Origin of the sequence: Campylobacter showae (genome assembly GCF_004803815.1) — a bacterium.
GTDB lineage: Bacteria > Campylobacterota > Campylobacteria > Campylobacterales > Campylobacteraceae > Campylobacter_A > Campylobacter_A showae.
This window is the reverse complement of sequence record NZ_CP012544.1, coordinates 852,242-869,132: the sequence shown is the minus strand read 5'-3', so window position 1 is coordinate 869,132 and position 16,891 is coordinate 852,242. Positions and strand designations below refer to the sequence as shown.

The following is a 16,891-nucleotide window of genomic DNA, read 5'->3' as shown; positions in this document are numbered from 1 at the left end:
CTTTTAACTAGGTTAATTTTTAGGCACAGCTTGACTTTTCGTTTAAAAATTTATCTATCGCTATATCCTGCCTACGCCTTATCTCAGCGCCTATTGCAGCTCCTTTAAAGCCCAGTTTTAAAATCTCAGCCGTGTCAATAGTGGGTTCAAATTTAGCCTCATAAACGCCTAAATTTTTAGCTCTTTTTATGAGGCTTGGCGAGTTTAGCCCGAGCCAGCTTTTTAGCAGTTTATCAAGGGCGATTTTTAGCAAATCTTTATCGCTCGGACGACACGCAAAAAACGGTTCTTTAACGCAAGCTTCAAAGCTTTTAGGAAGCCCTAAGTCGTAAAAATTTTTAATGCCAAAAAAGCCGTTTAAAAGATATAAAAACTCGCGCTCGTCTTTTTTGCCGTTTTGTTTGGGTAGAAATTTGACCGCGCTTTTTAGTTTTGCGGCAAATTTTTCCGCCTCGGCTCGGCTCAAATTTAGCCCGAAAATTTTACCAAGAAGACCTAGTTTATAAAGATACAAAAAGCCAACCTCTTGAAATTTGGCGCCAAAAAGCTTCATTAGCTCGCCGTTTATGCGCTCTCGGCTAAGATCGCTGATACTTAGGCGTTTCATCAGCCCCAAACTCTCCCGCGCGATACGAAAATTTAGCCGCGCGCTAAACTGCACTGCTCGCAGTATGCGCAGGCTATCTTCGGCGAATTTTTCATCGTCGATATGGCGCAAGATACCGCGCTTTAGGTCTCTCTCTCCGCCGTAAAAGTCTAAAAACGAGCCGTCAAAGATATTTATCATCATCGCATTTACGGTAAAGTCTCGGCGCAAAGACGCCGCACGCTCGTCATCTGAGTAGGCCACCTCAAAGGCCTTGTGTCCCTCGCCGGTTTTATTTTCGGTTCGCGGCAAAGAAAGGTCGAAATTTTTAAATTTATAAACGAAGTAGTTTTTGCCCACGCCGCAAGCGCCGATTTGTGCCATCAGCGCGTCAAATTTAGCAGGCTCGATACCGTAAATTTCAACGTCAAAGTCAGAGATTTTTTTACCAAGCATCGCGTCGCGAACGCAGCCGCCCACGATATACGCGCGCTTAGTGTAGGGTGCTAGAAAATCTCGCAGCCATTTTAGATTTTTATTTTTGCAGATTTTCGAGCCGATTTTCGACATTTGCCAGTACGAATTCTAAAAATTTAAGCGTGAGCGAGAGCCTGTCTTTCAGATTTTCCTCACTAGTCGCGTTTAGCCCTTCAAAAAGCACCAAAACGCGCTCTTTTAAGTTTTTTAGAAATATCTCCTCACCCGTGAAATTTGCAACCTCGACTTCAAAGGCTTTTTGAGGCGTAGCGGTCAGGGCGATCTCCTCTACGCCGTCAAATTCGGGCGCGACGTTTTGCGAGTTTGCCGCGTTTTCTAAAACAGCTTCAAACTCGCTAGCCTCGTCCACGCTTATCTCGCTAACTAAATTTGCAAGACCAGCGGCGTTGGTTAAATTTACATCGCCGCTTGATACGGGCGTATTTGTTAAATTTATCCCGTCTTTAGTTTCGCAAGCCTCTTGCGATACGTCCTGTTTTTCGCGCGCGGCGTCCATTCGCTCTAGCTCCATCGCCACCTCGTCTATCGCCATTTTCGCTATTTCTTCTAGTTTCATAGTTTTATCAGCCACCTTTTAAATTCGGTTATTTCTTCGTCGGTTTTCATTTTAATAAAAAAATCTTTCATCTGCTCGTTTACGCCCGTTTTTTTTCTACTAAGGCCGCTTAGGCGCCTTATCGCGGCGATCGCGGCGGCGTTTGCAGGCTCGCGCTTTAGAATATTTCTATAAACTATCAGCGCGTCGTCTTTTAGTCCTTGAGCCTCGTAGATTAGGGCCTCGGTAATCGTATCTTTCATCTTTATGCTTTTTTTACGAGTGAGGCTACGATACTGCCCATTTCGCTCGTAGTGCAAATTTCTTTAGCGTCAAATTGCGCTATATCCTTCGTCCTGTATCCTTGCGCGAGTGCGGCTTTTACGGCGTTTTCGATCGCTTGCGCGGCCGCGTTTTCGCCAAATGAATACCTAAGCATCATCGCCGCGCTTAGTATCGTAGCGACCGGGTTTGCGATGCCCTGCCCCGCGATATCAGGCGCACTGCCGTGGATAGGCTCGTAGATGCCCACCTTGCCCCCGATGCTGGCGCTTGGCAGGAGCCCTATCGAGCCGCACACCATGCTAGCCTCGTCGCTTAGGATATCGCCAAAGAGATTTTCCGTCAAAATCACGTCAAATTTACTAGGTGCGCGCACCAGCTGCATTGCCGCGTTATCGACGTACATAAACTCCAAATTTACCTCCGGATAGCTCTTTGCGACCTCACTCGTGACCTCGCGCCAGAGCTGACTAGTCTCTAGCACGTTTGCCTTATCGACCATGCAGACGCGTTTTTTGCGCTTCATCGCGGTTTCAAATCCGACCTTTGCGATGCGCTCGATCTCCTCGCTCGTGTAGGTCATCGTGTTGTAGGCGCTGTTTTCTTTTTTCTCGCGTGGCTGACCGAAATATATCCCGCCCGTTAGCTCGCGAACCACGATAAAATCGACGCCCTGAAGGACAGATGGCTTTAGCGTGCTAGCGTCCACCAGCTCGTCAAATATCATCGCAGGGCGCAAATTTGCATACGCGCCAAGCCCTTTTCGCAGCTTCAAAAGCCCGCTTTCAGGGCGTAGATGACGCGGCAAGCCGTCCCATTTAGGCCCGCCTATGGCGCCAAAAAGCACCGCGTCCGAGTTTAGCGCGCCGCTTAACGTCTCGCTAGGCAAAGGCTCGCCGAACACGTCGATCGCGGCGCCGCCCATCAGATAAAAGTTATAGCTAAGCTCAAAACCAAACTCCGCGCTAGCCGCATCCAGCGCCTTTATCGCCTCATCCACTATCTCAGGGCCGATGCCGTCGCCCTTTATCACCGCTATGTTATAAATTTTAGCCATTTTATATCCTTGTTTTTGCGTATTCTATGAGGCCGCCGCTTTTTAAAAGCTCTTGCATAAACGGCGGTATCGGGCTAAATTTATACTCTTTGCCGCTCGTTAAATTTACGACCGCGCCGTTATCTACGTCGATTTTTAGCTCGTCGCCGGCGTTTATCTCGCCCGTTTCTTTGATTTCCAGTATCAAAAGCCCAGTGTTAAAGCTATTTCTATAAAAAATCCTAGCAAAGCTCTTGGCTATCACGGCTCCTATGCCTGCAGCCTTAAGCGCCAAAGGAGCGTGCTCGCGCGAGCTGCCGCAGCCGAAATTTTCGCCCGCTACGATGACGTCGCCCGCGGAGATTTTTTTGCTAAACTCGGGATCGGCGTCCTCCATGATATGAGTGGCCAAGATTTTCTCGTCGGAGGTATTTAGATAGCGCGCGGCTATGATGATGTCGGTGTCGATATTGTCGCCGAATTTCCAGACTTTTGCTTGTTTCATGATTCGCCTTAAGATTAAATTTGGGCGATTTTATCTAAAAGAAACTAAATAAACAATCAAAGCGCGATAGCTAGCGGTCGGTGCGTGTAAATTTGAGGTTAAATTTAAACAGTTCGGCTCTCGAGTTAAATTTTATATAAAAACAAGCTCGCCGAAGCGGGAAATTCAACAAGCTGCGCAAATTTGAGCGGTTAGAAAAGGTGAGTTTCAGAGCGGCGGGATTGCGGTTAAATTTGATCAAAAAATGGACGAGCCATTGCTGAGATACTCGTCCGTAGATTTTTGTTTTTACGTTTTGTTACGTTAATCGTTAAAATAAAACCACCGCTGCGGTTAGACAGCCCCAAAGCACGGCTCCGATAGCCATAGTTACGTGAGTTACTGCAGAATCTTTCATATTTTTCTCCTTTATTTTTGGAGAATTATAATGACCTTTTGTGTCCTCAATGTGTCCTTTGTATGACTTTTTAAAATTTCGCGTTAAATTTACGCTTATTTCGTCAAATTTACAGCAAACTAGGTTGCGTCGCTCGCATCAAATTTAAAATTTCGTCAAATTTCGCGCCCGCAAATGAAATTTGTCGCGCAATCAGCCGAGCCTGAGAGTCAAATTAGCCCGCCGCAAAAGCGCAAATTTTCTCAAATTTAACCGCGCTTTGCCTCAAATTTTACGCGCGTTTGGGATCATTACGCTTACGCTCGTACCGCGTCCAGGCTCGCTTTCGTAGCTTATCTCGCCGCCTAAAAGATGAACGATACGCCGCACGATAGATAGCCCCAGGCCGCTACCTTTGCCCTTGTGCGACTCCTCGCATTGATAAAATTTATCGTAGATTTTTTCTAGCTTTTTTGCCTCTATGCCAGCCCCCTCGTCGCTAATGCGCACGACAAGCCCGTCGCCCTCTTCGCAGCAGCTCACGCCGACGTCCGCGGCCGAGTACTTTAGCGCGTTATCCATCAAATTTATCCAAATTTGCGCTAGCATCGAGGCGTTGCTGCGTACGCTTACGGCGGGTAGATCCAGATCAAACTCCCGCCCGTCGTACTTTTGCATCAGCATCGCCGCGGCCTTTCGTAGCTGCTCGTCTACTCGCACGTTTTCGTCTAAATTTACGCCCGCTTGGCTATCTAGCCGCGAGAGCAGCAGCATGTCCTCGCACAGCCTACTTAGCGAGTTTGCCTGCTCTTTTATGAGCCCCAGATACTCGTTTCTGCGCGTCTCGTCCGTCTCGTCCTGCGCGATCTCACAGTAGCCGCTGATGACGCTTAGTGGCGTTTTTAGCTCGTGCGAGACGCTTGAAATGAAGTCCTTTTGCATGTAGTCCATTTTTTCCAGCGCCGCCGCGGTCAAATTTATATTTGCCGCCAGCTCGTCTAGCTCGTGCAGATATTCGCTATCTGCGCCGCGCTTGCAGTTTTTGCGCGCGACCCTAACGGCAAAGTCGCCTCTAGCGATCTTGCCGGCTGCCAGTCTAAAGCTCTCGACATATCTCAAAAAATAAGCCGATACCGCGTAAAATATCGCTCCGCCCGCGCCCATCACGATAGCGCAAAAGCTGATAATGCCCCAAAACATCCCAAGCTTCATCTCAAATATCCGCTCGTAAGCCAGGATCGCCGCCGACGCCGCGACGCAAAGCACGCAAAAGACGAAGATAAACATCGCCGCCGTGTAGGTTTTTAAACTGATTAGGTATTTTTTCTTATTTTGCGTAATATTCATATTTTATTTCCGTTTTTTTATATAGACCGATCTCTTTTATGTCGCCGTTTTCGTAGTATTTGTCCGCGGGCTTAAATTTGACCGAGGTTTTATGTGTCAAATTTCCCCGCTCGTCCCTGCTTATATCCTTAAACTGCAAGATTTGCCCGATTTTTGCCTCAGATCCGAAGTAATTCACCGACGTATACTCCATCTCGTCGCCGTTTGCGGCGTAGTAATAAACCCATTTCGAGCCCGGGGCTTGCGTGATTTTTTCATATTCGCCGTTTGGCTTGTGTTCGTAATTTATCTCTATACCGTGCCGCGGCTCCAGATTATTTTCTATCCGCGCTAAAACGCCCTTTTCGTCGTAGACGTAGCTATCGTCTATCACTAGCGTCCCGCCGGAATACACAGCCCGAGCGATCATTTTGCCGTCCTTGCCGTAAGTAGTTTTCTCCGTGCGCGGGTAAAATTTATCCCCCACATGCTGCTCTTTAGCCGTTGCGACTAAATTTTCGCCGTCAAATTCGTATTCGTAGAGATAAACGGCGCTATCTTGGTATTTTTTGCGTATTAGCCCGTCTTTGCCGTATTCAAACAAAACCGAGCTGTTTGGTACGCCGTTTATGTGCTCGGTTTCTTGCAGTATATAGCCGTTTTCGTTAAACTCCGTTAGCTTCACGCGCGTATTTTCTAGCGTGCCGGAGCCATCTACGGAGTATTCGTACTCCGTAGCCGTCATGCTTTTGACCTCGCCTTTTAGATCCTTTTTGCTCCAGTCGCTTTCGGGTAAAACGGCCGAGTTTAGATAGCAAACCGCCGATGCCGCCGCAAAAATAGCTTTTAAAATTTTCACTTTATCTCCCCGCCCCTCACTCGTAAATTTCGCCCTTATAGCCGATGCCGCGCACCGTAGCTATCTCAAAGTCCGTGCAGCCTTCTAGCTTGCGGCGTAGTTTTTTTACGTGCGTATCGACCGCGCGCTCGTCGCTATCCGTGTCGTAGCCCCAGATTTCTTGCATGATTTCTAGTCGAGTGAAAATTTTGCCCGGGTTTGAGAGCAGTAAAAAGAGCAGATAAAACTCCTTTGGCGCGAGCTCTACGGCCTCGCCGCCGATTTTTAGGCTAAGGGCCATATAGTCGAGCTCTGAGTTTTTAAACCTCAGCCGCTTGCCGCTAGCGATCTTGGCTCGGCGCAAAAGCGCGTTTATGCGTAAAATCAACTCCTTTAAATTTAAAGGCTTACTCATATAGTCGTCCGCCCCCGTGACAAAGCCCTTCTCCATGCCCTCCATGCCGCTTTTTGCCGTTATCATGAGCACCGGCAGCGACTCGTCTAGCAGCTTGATTTGTTTGGTTAGCTCGTATCCGCTAAGCCCCGGCATCATGATATCGGTGATCACAAGGTCGGCACGCTCGCTCTCTAGCAGCTTTATAGCCTGCTCTCCGTCAAAAGCCGCAAGCGGCAAAAAGCCCTCCTGAGCTAGCTTTAGGCAGATTATTTTATTTAAATTTTCGTCATCCTCGGCGACTAAAATTTTAAACATTTGCTTTCCTTAAATTTGCCCCGAATTTAACGGGCAAGGCGATAAATTTTATCCTATTTTATCAAATTTAACTAGAAATCGGCGGGTAAATTTAGCGAAGCATCATCAAAATGCCGATAGCGCAGATGATGGCGGCGGTAAAAATCTCCAAAAGTCGCAGGTGGGTTTGTAAAAATTTCTTTAGTATCGCGCCGCCAAGAGCATAGATACTTAGCGAGCAAAACTCGATAAAAACGAGCGTAACTGTGATAGAAAGTATACGAGACAGGCTAAAAGGATCGTTCGCGTCCAAAAAAGTCGGCAGCAAAGCCGATAGAAAAATCCACGCCTTAGGATTTGAGATGCAGACCACGGCGCCGTTTAAAAACATCTGCTTTTTACTCGGAAGCTGCGAGACCTTCGTGATGCTAAGCTGCCCCTTGCTAAAAAACAGCATAGCGCCCAGATACAGCAGATAAAGCCCCGCGATGACGTTTAAAACCTTAAACGCGAAACTATAATGCGCCAAAACGGCGCCCACTCCCAGCATACAGCAAATACCCACGAAGGCCAGAGAGGCGAGCTGCCCCGACATCATCGGCAGCGCGCGCACGTAGCCTAGGCTCATGCCGATACTCATCGCGTAGGTCATGTTGATGCCCGGCATCAGGCTGATGGGGAAAAACGTAACGGCAAAAAGCAGGTGGTTCATAAAGCGCCTTAAATTTTGAAGAAATAGTAAATCAAATTTTATAAATTTAAGATAAAAAACGGCGACCAAACGGCGGAAAATTGACAAAATTTGCTTAAGGCGTAGTTTGCATTTTTGGGTCGCGGCGCGAAATTTGCTTTTTATGTGCAGGCAGGGAAATTTAGCGGATTTGGCCGCGGCTTTTGTTTACATTTTTTTGGGCGTAGAACGTAAATTTAGCAAGCCGATCTTTGAGCGCACAAATTTAAACCCGCAAATTTTGACTTTATACATGCGGGTTTAAATTTATCCCGCAAAACGGCTCTAAAATTAGCCGACCGTTTAGCGGGTTTTGCCGTAAAATTTAGAAATCTAAGCTATTACGATCAGTACGCCAAGCCCATTGTCGGCGGCATTTTGATAAAAGCTCAAAAGCCCGTTAAAATGCTCTTTTAGCTCGGCTTTGATATCCTCAAATTCGCTCTCGTACTCCCATATCTCAGGGTATGTGCCAGCCTCGCCGAAGTCTGCAAAATTTACGTTTGCCAAAAGCGCGCCAATGTCAGTACTCTGCATCGCTTTAGCTACGGCTTTTACGTCGTCTGCGTCCACGTACGATACAGCTTCACTCCCCTCCTCGCCCGCCATGCCGCGTCCAAATATCGCCCAACTAAGCGGGTTTGGCGTCGCGAAAATCTCGCCCGCACTCATCGCCTCAAACATGTTTTTACCAGTTAGAGTTTTGTGCATCGCGTCCCACATTTTATCCAGGTCGTATTCGCCCATCGTCTCGACATCGTCACCGCCGCCGTTTTTGATCGCCTCTATATCGCCCTGCGTATAGGCATAATAGTGCGCGCTCATTCCCATTTTCGCTCCTTAAATTAAAATAATCGATTATATCCAACGATAGCTAAAATTTACGCTTGTAAATCGCGCTTTTAGCTGGGTTTCCGCCGTTTAGCACGGTAAATTTAAACGCAAATTTAAGATAAATTCATCGCAGTAAAAGCCACTAAAAAAGTAAATTTATAAAAGAGACCGCGGATCGTAAATTTAGCAAATCCGCCGTAATAAAAAACAAAGCGGAAGTATCGCGAAACTAGGTAAGATGGATTTTGCTTTGCGAATGAGATGGCAAGTTGCCCGCTTTGAATAACCTTGCCTCAATATAAAATAAGGCGGATATATCGTGAGGTGATTTTAAATGTTGTGCATAATTTTTCGATTGAGACTAGCCGTGTAGGCTGTCGATTGAGAAAAATTAAAGCTCATTTAAAAGCACCCACGAGATATCTGCTCAAACTCAAATTTTAGTGAGTTAGGAAAAGCTCCTGGATCTTAGCCTTATCGGTTGTTTGCGTAAGCGCAAGCATCAAAAGCACTCTAGCTTTTTGCGCGTTTAGGTTGTCGCTAGCTAAAAAGCCGTATTTGCCGTCGTCTACCTCACCGTTTAGCGTGGTCTCGCCGCTACCTACGCGGGAGTCGCGCACGACTACTACGCCGGCTTTAACCGCTTCGCCTAGAGCCTCGAGCGCGCTTGGGAATGGATTTCCGTTACCCATGCCTGCATTTATGATGCCTTTAGCTCCGTTTTTGACGGCTAAATTTACAAAGTCCGGGTTGTCGTTTGAGTGGCTGTAGATGATATCTACTCTTGGAAGCTCTTTGATCTTTGTGATGTCAAATGCTGAATTTACGGTGTGTTTGCGTGTAGGATTCATGTAAAATTTGACGTTGCCGTAAAACACGGTGCCGATCTTGCCACTGTTTGGAGATTTAAATGTATCGACCGCGGTAGTGTTGGTTTTAGTTACTTCTCTAGCCGCGTGGATCTCGTCGTTCATCACGACCATTACGCCCTTGCCTACAGCTTCTTTATTCATCGCAACGTTTACGGCGTTAAAGATATTTAGCGGGCCGTCCGCGCTTAGCGAGCCGCTATTTCTCATCGCGCCGACCATTACGATAGGTTTATCGCTTTTTACGACTAAATTTAGAAAATACGCAGTCTCCTCCATCGTATCAGTTCCGTGCGTGATGACTACGCCGTCGGCCTTGCCGCTAGTTAGCAGTTCGTTTACTCTGTTTGCTAGCTTAAACCAAACTTCATTGTTCATCTCTTGAGAGCCGATGTTTGAGATCTGCTCGCCTTTGATGGTTGCTATCTTGTTGATATCAGGTACCGCAGCGATCAGTTTATCGACCGTAACGGTTCCTGAGGTATAGCTCGTATCAAGAGCCCCCGAGCCGCTGCCGGCTATCGTGCCGCCAGTTGCCAAAATGTAAATAGTAGGCTTCGCAAAAGCCAAAGTCGCTCCTAAAAGCATGAAAATCACCGCCTTTACTGCAAAACGCATGTTTGCTCCTTGTATTGAGATGTTACGAGGATTTTAGCGTTTATTGCTTAAATTTATTATTAATTCTTAATTTTTATTTTCAGTTAAATAATCCTAATAAGCGTCATATATATCGCCGTAGAAGCCGCGATACTAAGCAGGGTATTTTTAAATTTTAGATGAATCAAAACCGCGCTAAAAACGGCTACCGCTTCGTTTAGTCCGTATGGATAAACGTCAAATTTGATGTCCTTTAGTCCGTAGCACACCAAGACGACCATTATCATCAGCCCCATGTGTCGCTCCACAGCCGTTAGCCACGGACGCGGCTTATAGTTTTTGATAACGTAAAACGGCGCGGCGCGCGTCAAAAAGGTCGCAAACGCGCTTAGCAAAACGGCGGCGAATATCGCCCACTCGCTAGAACTCACGCTTATCAAAGCTTATCCTTAAAAACTAAAATAAAAATAAAGCAAAGCGCCATCGAGCCTACCAGCATCGCTTTAGCAGGCATAAGCGCTACGCCGGCGACTCCAAAAAAGCACGCCGCGCCCAGCACTTTATAATTTTTATCGTTTTTAAACATCTCCATCACGATCACGATAAAAAGCGCCGTCAAGCTAAACTCAAGCCCGCTCGTATCGACCCTAATAAGCTCGCCGGCTAGGCATCCGACCGCCGTACCCGCCGCCCAGTAGAGCCACGAGAGCAAATTTAGCCGCGTAAAAACATAGCTACGCTCCGCTGCGTCTGCGATCTTAAGTGCCTTAAATATCGCAAAGGTTTCGTCCGTGAGAGTCGCGATATTAAAAAGGCGAAATTTGAGATCTTTGTACTCTTTTAAAAGCGCCAGCCCGTAAAAAGTATGGCGTAAATTTACCAGATACGAGACGATAAAAACCTCCAAAAGCCCCGTACCCGCGCTAAAAAGCGAGAGCATCATAAACTGCGCTGCACCGCCGTAAGCTAGAGTGCTAAGCGTTATGGCGATAAATGCGCTAACGCCCATGCTTTTAGCTAGTATCCCAAAGGCGACGCCGAGGGGAAAATAGCCCATAAATATCGGAATACTAAGCTTAAAAACGTAACTAAAATGCAAAAATTTTCCTTAATAAAAGCGCGATAATATCTAAAATTTTAAAAAATTTGGATAAAGGCGGGAGATTTGAGTAAATTTGAGCCGATGGCGCGCTGGGCAAATTTAACCAAACCAAATTTAGCGTTTAATATAAAAATTATCCAGATTTTAATAATAAATCTTATAAAATGGCGCTAATCTTTTTATAGGAGCAAAAGCATGAAAAAAATAGTCATAGCGGTAGCATGCGCGGCGGTTTTGTTTGGAGCGGGCGATGACGCAAAAAGGCTGCAAGACGCTTGCGACGGTGGAGATACAAGAAGCTGCTATAATCTTGGCTTTTCGTACGCAAGCGGTGAAGGCATAAAACAAGACTATAAAAAGGCTAGCGAGCTATACTCTAAAGCTTGAGAGGCTGGAGAAGCTCTAGGCTGCGGCAATCTCGGGCTTTTATACGAAAAAGGTCAAGGCGTAAAACAAGACTTTAAAAAGGCCACTGAGCTATACTCTAAAGCTTGCGATATGAGCTATGAGGGAGGCTGCTATAATCTCTGGGTTTTATACCTAGAGGGACAAGGCGTAAAAAAAGACTACAAAAAAGCTAACGAACTATTTTTGAAAGCTTGCGAGGCGAACTATGCAAGAAGCTGCTACAATCTGGGCGTTTCGTACGCAAACGGGCAAGACGGCGTGGAGCTAGACTATAAAAAAGCTAGCGAGCTATACGCTAAAGCTTGCGATATGGGCTTAAAACAAGGTTGCGATAATTACAAAATCCTAAGCAAATAAAGAGCCATTACAAAACGGCTAAAATTTAACTCAAATTCGGCCGTTTTGTTTAATTAAATTTAAAAAGCCGCCCACTCCGTCAAATTTGCAAAACAAATCTCGGATTAGGCGGCTCAAATTTAGCCTATTTTAGGCTATCTCTTTAGGCTATTTACGATAGAGAGCATATCGTCGCTCGTCGTGATAGCCTTTGAGTTGGCTTCGTATGCGCGCTGACCAGTGATGAGGTCGGTCATCTCTTCGACCAGTTGCACGTTACTCATCTCGACAAATCCCTGTCTGATCGTACCCAGACCGTCAAGACCTGCCGTGCCGACCACGACCTCGCCGCTAGAACCCGTAGGCAGATAGAGGTTGTCGCCCATAGAGTGCAGGCCTGCCGGGTTGATAAAATTTGCTAGCTCGATGCGACCTACCTGCGTCATCTCAGTGTTGCCAGGTTGCAGCACGGAGACGGTGCCGTCGGTGCCCACCGAAACCTGCGTAGCGTCGGCAGGGATAGTCATCTGAGGCTGAAGCACGTATCCATCGGAGTTTACGATCGTGCCCTCGCTATCTAGCTTAAAGGCGCCGTTTCTAGTGTACGCCGTCGTGCCGTCCGGAAGCTGCACCTGGAAAAAGCCGTTACCAGCGATAACCATATCGAGGTTGTTGCTCGTTTCTTTAAAATAACCTTGCGAAAATATCTTCGTTATCGCCGTCGGACGCGCGCCCAGACCCACCTCGATACCCGTCGGGCTTTTCGTCGTGGCACTAGTTGCCGTGCCTGCATACTCCATGACCTGATACATCAGATCGGCAAACTCGGCGCGGTTTTTCTTATAGCCGATAGTGTTTACGTTTGCGATATTGTGCGACGTAACGTCGATCTGGGTTTGTTGGGCGATCATGCCGGTGGCGGCGGAATAAATAGACCTCATCATTTCATTTTCCTCTTTCTACAGGCGCGTCGCGCTTTGGTTTTATACGTCGTTGTGTTTTATTTTGACTTCGGTCACATACGCCCAGTATGCTCCCTCGCCAAAATAAAACCCGCCTCGTCTAATCCGCAAATCGCTTCCGCTTAGTCATTACCTTAGCTTTGAGCGCCTTATCTTTAATTTGTTTAATTTGCAAAAAATATTCCAAATTTGCAGTCTTAAATTTTACGCTTTTGCATAAAACCGTCGCCGACTGCTTTATGCCTGGCAAAAGTCTAAAATTTACAAATTCGGCGCGATTTCTCGCATTTATTGGGTATTTAGCAAAAGGCGTTCCAAATTTGCAAATTTTGGGAAATTTGAAAATATTTTGGCGAAAGTATTTTAAAATAAAATTTTGAGAGAAAATTAGAGTTGAAGCACCTGCGATCGTAAGCAAAAAAGCAAATTTAACATAGCTATAATAAGCAAAGTATTTTTAGATGATTTTTAATGCTGTTGCAGTTTTTGCGACTGAGGCTAACCATGAAGGTTGCCGAAGAAGCAAAAACCAAACTCATTAAAAAGCGCTAAAAAGACGCAGCTTATTAGACTTTCGTATTAGCAAGCTTACTTATAGCTTCCTGATTTAGATCATCCATATGGCTCGTCATCACCTTTTGATACATCTCGACAAAGCGCTGCGTCTCGATCAGTCCGACCATCTCAGTCACGGCGTTTACGTTGGAGATTTGAGTGTATTTCCACGCGACTGCGTCTATCTCGCCGCCCACGTCCTCAAGCTCCTTTAAATTCGGCAAAACATAGAGATTATCGCCCTCTTTTGTTAAATTTCGTATCTCTTTTGGCTGCGCGATATAAAGCCTAGCTAGCGGCTCCTCGTTTGAGTAGAGATTGCCGTTTTTATCGGCGGAAAAGCGCTCTCCCTGCGGGATTTGGATACCTTGAAAATTGTTCGTAAAATAATCGCTCGGCAGCACTTTATAGCCCTCTTTTGTTACCAAAAATCCGTCCTCGTCGAGATTAAACGAGCCGTTTTTAGTTAGGCGCACGTCACCTGGCTTTACTTCGACTAGGAAAAATAGATCCTCGCGCTTCATCGCAAAGTCAAGGTCGTTGTTTGAAAATTTAAGCCCGCCCTGACTAAAATCCACGTATTGCTCAGAGATCTGCGGCACTCTATCGATAGTTCTGTTTAGGAATTTCGCCGCGTCTTTCGTGTGATTTTCTATCGGTAGCTCGTCGCGGTACTCCTTAAAAATCCTCTCAAAATCACCCACCACGACGTCGTCGCGTTTAAAACCGATAGTGTTTATATTGGCAAGATTGTTTGCGATGACGTCTAGGCGGTTAAACTGCGTCACCATGGCGCCGGTTGCTTGGTAGTAGCCGTTGTTCATTTACTTTTCCTTATTTTGGCGACTTGTCTCGCGAGCATCTTTGAATGGGTTTGCCAAAATTTAGCTCGGCAGGCCACTCGCCTAGCCTACGCAAAATTTTGGCTTCACGATATTCAAATCCACCTCACGATACTTCGCCTCACTGTTTTATTTTTACAAATTTGGCGCGATTTATCGCATTTTTCTGACAACATTAGCAACTTTCGTTCCAAATTAAATTTAATAAAATTTTCAGCAAATTTAGCCTACATAAAAACGCCCGAATAATCGTATTTTTATTAATATTTAAAGAAGTTTGGGTATAATCCTCGTTTTCTACAAAAAGAAGGAATCCCGAATGAGTACCGCAAAAAAAGAGGCATTGTCGCTCATAGAAGAGCTTTTCAAAGAAAATGCCAAAGGCTATATCACTTACGAAAAACTTGTTAAATTTCTAGACAAAGCGCCGACGGCAGCGATAGCAAAAAAAATAGAATCGCTGGCAAAAGAAAATAAAGTCCAGCTCATAACCTCGGCTGAAATCGCAAAAATGCGCAACATCGAAGATGCTAAAAAGCGCCGCGAGGAGCTAGCAAAACTAGCCGACGACAATCTGGAAGAAGAATTTGACCTCGCCAGCGAAACGGACCTGCTCGAGTGGTCGCGCTCGGATAGCCCAGTGCGTATGTATCTGCGCGAAATGGGTCAAATCGCGCTACTAACCAAAGAAGAAGAAGTAGAAATCAGCAAAAAAATCGAACTTGGCGAAGATATCATCATCGACGCATTTTGCTCGGTACCATACCTTATCGATTTTATTCTTGACTACAAAGAGCCGCTTATAAACCGCGAACGCCGCGTAAAAGAGCTTTTTAGAAGCTTTGACGACGAAGGTGAGGAAGGTAGCGAAGAGGTCGAAGAAGAGGAAGAAAACGAAGAAGTCGAGGATGATGTCGAGGAAGGCGAAGAGAAAGAAGCCAAGCCAAAAAAACACAATAAAAAAGACGACAAACGAGCCGAAAAAGTAATCGAAAGCTTTAAAGCGCTCGAAAAGGCCAAAAAAGAGTGGTTAAAAACTGCAAATAAACAAAACGAAGTAGAGACTGAGGATGAGTTTTTAGCAAAGATAACGCTTGCGTTTAAAAAGAAAATTTTAAAAGACAAGCTAATGGATCTAGGCCCTACCAGCAAGCTCATAACCGAGATCGTAAAGTCGATGGAAACGGCGCTAAAGAGCGATGATGAATTTGACAGAGAGCTAAAAAGACTCGAGTATAAGCTGCCTATGTTTAGCGACGAGCTAAAGAAAAATCACAAGTCGATCCTAAAAGATATCATCAAGCTCAGCAAAGAAGATATAATCGCGCGAGTACCCGAGGCTACGATGGTATCAACCTACGTGGAGATCAAAAAGCTATTTGCGACCAAGGAAGCGAGCAAGAGCGGATTTAACCTAGATCCGATACTTTTAAAGGAAATTTTAGAGCAGATCAAACGCGGCAAAAAGATATCCGACGAAGCAAAAGCTAGGATGGCAAAGTCAAATTTACGTCTTGTCGTAAGTATCGCCAAGCGCTACACGAACCGCGGTTTGCCGTTTTTAGACTTGATTCAAGAGGGCAATATCGGGCTAATGAAAGCGGTTGATAAATTTGAATATAAAAAAGGGTATAAATTTTCTACCTATGCGACGTGGTGGATACGTCAGGCTATTAGCCGCGCTATCGCTGATCAAGCACGCACGATACGCATACCTATCCATATGATAGAAACGATAAACCGTATCAACAAAATCAACCGAAAATACTTACAAGAAGAAGGCAAAGAGCCTGATATAAACGTAATCGCAGCCGAGGTCGGACTAAGCGCGGACAAGATAAAACAGGTCATCAAAATAACCAAAGAGCCTATCAGCCTAGAAGCTCCTATCGGCAACGAAGACGACGGTAAATTTGGAGATTTTGTCGAGGATAGAAGCTCGCTAAGCCCGATGGATCACATCCTAAAAAACGATCTAAAAGAGCAGATCGACGAAGTCCTGGATCAGCTAAACGAGCGCGAAAAAGCCGTCATCAGGATGAGATTTGGCCTTTTAGATGACGAGAGCGACCGCACGCTAGAAGAGATCGGCAAAGAGCTAAACGTAACACGCGAGCGCGTCCGCCAGATCGAAAGCTCTGCGATCAAAAAACTAAAGCACCCAAAAGTCGGTAGAAAACTCAAAAACTACATCGAGGGCTAAATTTAGCCCTCCTCTTTTATAGCCGATCGGCAAATAAAATCAACTACCAAATTTAAAGAAAATCCAAAGGCGCAAAGATGAATCAGAAGCTCCTGACCGAGATAAAATTCCGCGGCATAGCTTCTAATATTCTGCTAATCTGCGGCTACATATCTATTTGGATTTTGTGCGAATTTTGTAGCCGCGTCTCGCTGGCTGGTTTTTTGACCGCCGTGTTTTTCGTTTGGCTTATATTTCTCGCATCGATGATTTTTAGGCTTCTTGCCGCTAGACAAATTTCCAAACTATCCGCAAGCAAACTTTTTATCAAAACTTCCTCCGCGCTAATCGCAGCGGCGCTAATGGCGATTTTATGGTTATCTATGGCATTGTATTCGGTAAGTCAAGTCGGTTTTAGCGCGGTAGAGTATGCCGCGGCGCAGATCGGAGGCTCTTTTGTCGACAATGCTTATTCTGTAATCAGATCAGTCGCAAATAATTTTTTAAATATACAAGGCTCGGCCATTACGATATTTCTTACTATAGGCTCTATTCTAACTATCTATTTTTGGCTTATGCTCGGCGTTGCGTACTATCTGCTCGGCAAAGATACGCAGAACAGTGCTTTCTACTTCTACCCAGGCTTAGCCTTTATGTGCACAGCGCTTCAGCTTATCGATATTTCGCCACTTAAAGGTTCAGTAACTCCGTATGCGCTGCTTACGATAGCGCTCTTAATCCCGCTTTACGAACTAGCAGCTTGGACTAGGATCAAAAATATCACTCTTGCGCAGCCTTAAA

Annotated in this window: 20 protein-coding genes and 1 pseudogene; 6 read left to right on the top strand and 15 right to left on the bottom strand. The window is 45.7% G+C overall.

Translation table 11 applies throughout. The annotated features are described in order from the left end of the window. Positions 1-19 precede the first annotated feature (19 nt). The 9 genes from CSHOW_RS04320 to CSHOW_RS04280 form a co-directional block, all read right to left on the bottom strand. A complete protein-coding gene (locus tag CSHOW_RS04320; protein WP_002948098.1) occupies positions 20-1,156 on the bottom strand; it encodes a tRNA nucleotidyltransferase/poly(A) polymerase family protein in 1,137 nt (378 codons plus the stop codon). Further along, a complete protein-coding gene (locus CSHOW_RS04315; protein ID WP_002948099.1) occupies positions 1,122-1,640 on the bottom strand; it encodes a CiaD-like domain-containing protein in 519 nt (172 codons plus the stop codon). Before CSHOW_RS04315 ends, CSHOW_RS04320 begins: the two co-directional genes overlap by 35 nt. Beyond that, positions 1,637-1,882: a hypothetical protein gene (locus tag CSHOW_RS04310; protein ID WP_002948106.1), complete on the bottom strand. Its 246-nt coding sequence runs from the start codon at positions 1,880-1,882 to the stop codon at positions 1,637-1,639. Before CSHOW_RS04310 ends, CSHOW_RS04315 begins: the two co-directional genes overlap by 4 nt. A gap of 2 nt (positions 1,883-1,884) precedes the next feature. Then, entirely contained in the window at positions 1,885-2,958 is a 1,074-nt protein-coding gene (leuB, locus tag CSHOW_RS04305) for a 3-isopropylmalate dehydrogenase (protein ID WP_002948110.1), read from the bottom strand. A 1-nt stretch (position 2,959) separates the two neighbouring features. Then, positions 2,960-3,442 carry a 3-isopropylmalate dehydratase small subunit gene (locus CSHOW_RS04300; protein WP_002948112.1) on the bottom strand — a complete coding sequence of 161 codons (483 nt, stop codon included), beginning with the start codon at positions 3,440-3,442 and terminating at the stop codon, positions 2,960-2,962. Positions 3,443-4,103: 661 nt separating this feature from the next. After that, the gene (locus tag CSHOW_RS04295) at positions 4,104-5,165 is read right to left on the bottom strand and encodes a sensor histidine kinase (RefSeq protein ID WP_002948115.1); all 1,062 of its coding nucleotides are present in this window, start codon (positions 5,163-5,165) and stop codon (positions 4,104-4,106) included. After that, the gene (locus CSHOW_RS04290) at positions 5,146-6,003 is read right to left on the bottom strand and encodes a hypothetical protein (protein ID WP_002948116.1); all 858 of its coding nucleotides are present in this window, start codon (positions 6,001-6,003) and stop codon (positions 5,146-5,148) included. Before CSHOW_RS04290 ends, CSHOW_RS04295 begins: the two co-directional genes overlap by 20 nt. Before the next feature lie 16 nt (positions 6,004-6,019). Beyond that, positions 6,020-6,694, bottom strand: coding sequence for a response regulator transcription factor (locus CSHOW_RS04285; protein WP_002948118.1), 675 nt, complete (start codon positions 6,692-6,694; stop codon positions 6,020-6,022). Between the two features lie 91 nt (positions 6,695-6,785). Beyond that, positions 6,786-7,385, bottom strand: a complete 600-nt coding sequence (locus CSHOW_RS04280; protein ID WP_039895178.1) for a LysE family translocator — start codon at positions 7,383-7,385, stop codon at positions 6,786-6,788. 106 nt (positions 7,386-7,491) lie between these two features. Between CSHOW_RS04280 and CSHOW_RS04275 the strand changes: the two genes are divergently transcribed. Continuing rightward, a complete protein-coding gene (locus tag CSHOW_RS04275; protein WP_002948124.1) occupies positions 7,492-7,668 on the top strand; it encodes a hypothetical protein in 177 nt (58 codons plus the stop codon). A gap of 68 nt (positions 7,669-7,736) precedes the next feature. Here the strand turns inward: CSHOW_RS04275 and CSHOW_RS04270 are convergent, their stop codons facing one another. The 4 genes from CSHOW_RS04270 to CSHOW_RS04255 all read right to left on the bottom strand — a co-directional run bounded on the left by CSHOW_RS04270 (position 7,737) and on the right by CSHOW_RS04255 (position 10,802). After that, entirely contained in the window at positions 7,737-8,234 is a 498-nt protein-coding gene (locus CSHOW_RS04270) for a YfbM family protein (RefSeq protein WP_002948126.1), read from the bottom strand. Positions 8,235-8,677: 443 nt separating this feature from the next. Next, complete coding sequence (locus CSHOW_RS04265) at positions 8,678-9,724, bottom strand: type II asparaginase (protein WP_002948128.1); 1,047 nt, start codon at positions 9,722-9,724, stop codon at positions 8,678-8,680. Positions 9,725-9,807: 83 nt separating this feature from the next. After that, positions 9,808-10,143: a branched-chain amino acid transporter permease gene (locus CSHOW_RS04260; protein ID WP_002948130.1), complete on the bottom strand. Its 336-nt coding sequence runs from the start codon at positions 10,141-10,143 to the stop codon at positions 9,808-9,810. Beyond that, positions 10,140-10,802: an AzlC family ABC transporter permease gene (locus CSHOW_RS04255; RefSeq protein WP_002948132.1), complete on the bottom strand. Its 663-nt coding sequence runs from the start codon at positions 10,800-10,802 to the stop codon at positions 10,140-10,142. The genes CSHOW_RS04260 and CSHOW_RS04255 overlap by 4 nt, the downstream gene beginning before the upstream one ends. A 198-nt stretch (positions 10,803-11,000) precedes the next feature. On the opposite strand from CSHOW_RS04255, the gene CSHOW_RS04250 reads away from it, so the two are divergent. From CSHOW_RS04250 to CSHOW_RS04245, 3 genes and pseudogenes are all read left to right on the top strand, one after another. After that, positions 11,001-11,192, top strand: a complete 192-nt coding sequence (locus tag CSHOW_RS04250; RefSeq protein ID WP_002948137.1) for an SEL1-like repeat protein — start codon at positions 11,001-11,003, stop codon at positions 11,190-11,192. A gap of 33 nt (positions 11,193-11,225) precedes the next feature. Next, positions 11,226-11,297 (top strand): annotated as a pseudogene (locus tag CSHOW_RS10640) (SEL1-like repeat protein); the annotation flags it as partial. A 6-nt stretch (positions 11,298-11,303) separates the two neighbouring features. After that, positions 11,304-11,570: a tetratricopeptide repeat protein gene (locus CSHOW_RS04245; RefSeq protein WP_002948140.1), complete on the top strand. Its 267-nt coding sequence runs from the start codon at positions 11,304-11,306 to the stop codon at positions 11,568-11,570. 134 nt (positions 11,571-11,704) lie between these two features. Here CSHOW_RS04245 and flgG read toward each other — a convergent pair whose 3' ends face one another. Together flgG and CSHOW_RS04235 are read right to left on the bottom strand one after the other, a co-directional pair. Next, positions 11,705-12,493, bottom strand: a complete 789-nt coding sequence (flgG, locus tag CSHOW_RS04240; RefSeq protein WP_002948143.1) for a flagellar basal-body rod protein FlgG — start codon at positions 12,491-12,493, stop codon at positions 11,705-11,707. Between the two features lie 584 nt (positions 12,494-13,077). Further along, positions 13,078-13,890 (bottom strand): flagellar hook-basal body protein, encoded by an 813-nt coding sequence (locus CSHOW_RS04235; RefSeq protein WP_002948146.1) that lies wholly within the window; start codon positions 13,888-13,890, stop codon positions 13,078-13,080. Positions 13,891-14,227: 337 nt separating this feature from the next. Between CSHOW_RS04235 and rpoD the strand changes: the two genes are divergently transcribed. Beyond that, a complete protein-coding gene (gene rpoD, locus CSHOW_RS04230) occupies positions 14,228-16,111 on the top strand; it encodes an RNA polymerase sigma factor RpoD (protein ID WP_002948148.1) in 1,884 nt (627 codons plus the stop codon). A 77-nt stretch (positions 16,112-16,188) separates the two neighbouring features. Beyond that, positions 16,189-16,890: a hypothetical protein gene (locus tag CSHOW_RS04225; protein WP_002948149.1), complete on the top strand. Its 702-nt coding sequence runs from the start codon at positions 16,189-16,191 to the stop codon at positions 16,888-16,890. Position 16,891: the final 1 nt, after the last annotated feature.